Source organism: Paraburkholderia sp. (genome assembly GCF_035656215.1).
Classification (GTDB): domain Bacteria; phylum Pseudomonadota; class Gammaproteobacteria; order Burkholderiales; family Burkholderiaceae; genus Paraburkholderia.
In genome coordinates, this window is sequence record NZ_DASRSY010000478.1 from 1 (window position 1) to 1,566 (window position 1,566).

General features: G+C 64.9%; 2 protein-coding genes. Both read right to left on the minus strand.

Annotated elements, in window-relative coordinates; all coding sequences use genetic code 11:
* Positions 1 to 660: hypothetical protein (locus VFE81_RS28425; protein WP_325047763.1), on the minus strand; the 660-nt coding region annotated here is incomplete at its 3' end.
* A gap of 255 nt (positions 661 to 915) precedes the next feature.
* Positions 916 to 1,566: lytic transglycosylase domain-containing protein (locus VFE81_RS28430; protein ID WP_325047764.1), on the minus strand; the 651-nt coding region annotated here is incomplete at its 5' end.

Below are 1,566 nucleotides of genomic sequence, written 5' to 3' on the forward strand. Positions count from 1 at the left end.
GTAGGCGCCCAGTTGCTCCGGCGTTTTGCACGCGCTGGCTGGCGGGGGATTCTTTGGATCGAAGCCCGGCATCAGCTTCTGCAGCGCCGTGGTCGCATTGTCCGCAGCCGTCTGTGCGGGCGCGATCGCACCCTTGTCGGAGTCGGCCTGCTGCGCATACGCGATCATGTAGCCGGCGTCCGTCGTCACCTCGAGCTCGCGCCCCGCTTTCGTGGTAGCCGTCTGGGCGTTGTTGTAGTCGGTCTGCGCGTTCTTGAGGTCCGCCGCGCTCGTCGTCGGGTCCGATTGCAGGTTCGTCAGCGTGTTCAGCCTGGTCTGCTGATTCGCGACGGCGTTGTCGTATTGGGTTTGCGAGTCCTGGATCGCCGATTGCGCGGCCTTCGTGGTCGGGTCGTCGACGGTGATATCGGGCGGCGGCGGCTGATACTGTCCCGCGAGCGTCTGGATCAGCGTGTTCGCGGCGCTAATGTCCTCGTTGGTCGGCTTCGAGGGGTCCGAGTTCGCGTCGACCTGCACCGTGATCTGCGGCGGCATGACCGGCGTTTGCGAACCGGTCTGCGCTTGTGTTTGCGGAGGTTGGGGCGTGGGTTTGTTGAGGAGCGTCTCGTCGAGAAAACGCATCCAGTTGACGCCCATGCCAACGCCGTCGATTTCCAGCATGCAAATCTCCCTGCCATCCAGCCTGTGCGCAGGCATTGGGCGTGCGTCGCCCAGCGCCGCACAGGGCACTGATCCGAGTGTACGAAGCCAGCGCACCGTCGACACGGCGGGATCTCGTAGGCCGGTGCACGGCTCGGCGGACTTGCGTGACGCGCGCTACGAAACGATGGGGTTCAGCCGACGGGCCGCGCGCCATGCGGGCGCTCGCAGGCATTCGTGCTGATCGTTGAACAGGCCCGCGATTCGTCGGCAGCGCTAGTGCGAATCCAGGCAGCGCACGCACAGCGAACGGATCTGCGCGGCGCTCAAGCCCCTGCATACGGTGACGAGCGGATGCGCGTGACACGACGGCGCGCTGCGTTTCACGTCGCTGACCGGCTTGAACTGCGGCTGTGCAAGAGAAGATTCAACCGACACCGCCGCGGATTGCGGTGCGCTCTGGCCGGGTCGATAGGACGCGTTAGCGCGCGCCGGTTCTTTCTCCTCACGCACCACCGGGATCGGCTCGATCCCCCCATGCAACGCATCGTGACGCGCATTCACCAGGACCTGGCGCACATAGCCGGTGGAAAAACCGGTAGTGAAATTGCCGCTGTAATAGCACGACAACGCAGCGCGCAACGCGGCCTGCTGATCGAGGGACGCACGGCTCGAACGGCTGAAGCATTCGCTCAGGATTTCCGCCCCCGCGCGCAGATTGCGGCACGGTTCGAAAAGCGTTGCCGCCGTTTCGCCGTACTTCGCGAAATTGCGGTTGTTCACCTGCGCGAGACCGACGCTATAGCTGTAGCCGAGCGTCTCAAGCTCGCGCACCGTGGCGAGCGCTTCAGCCAGTGACGCCGGCTGCCGTTCGAGATGCGCGCCCACCACGCCGATCGCGAACGGATTGAAGCCGGATTCGGTACG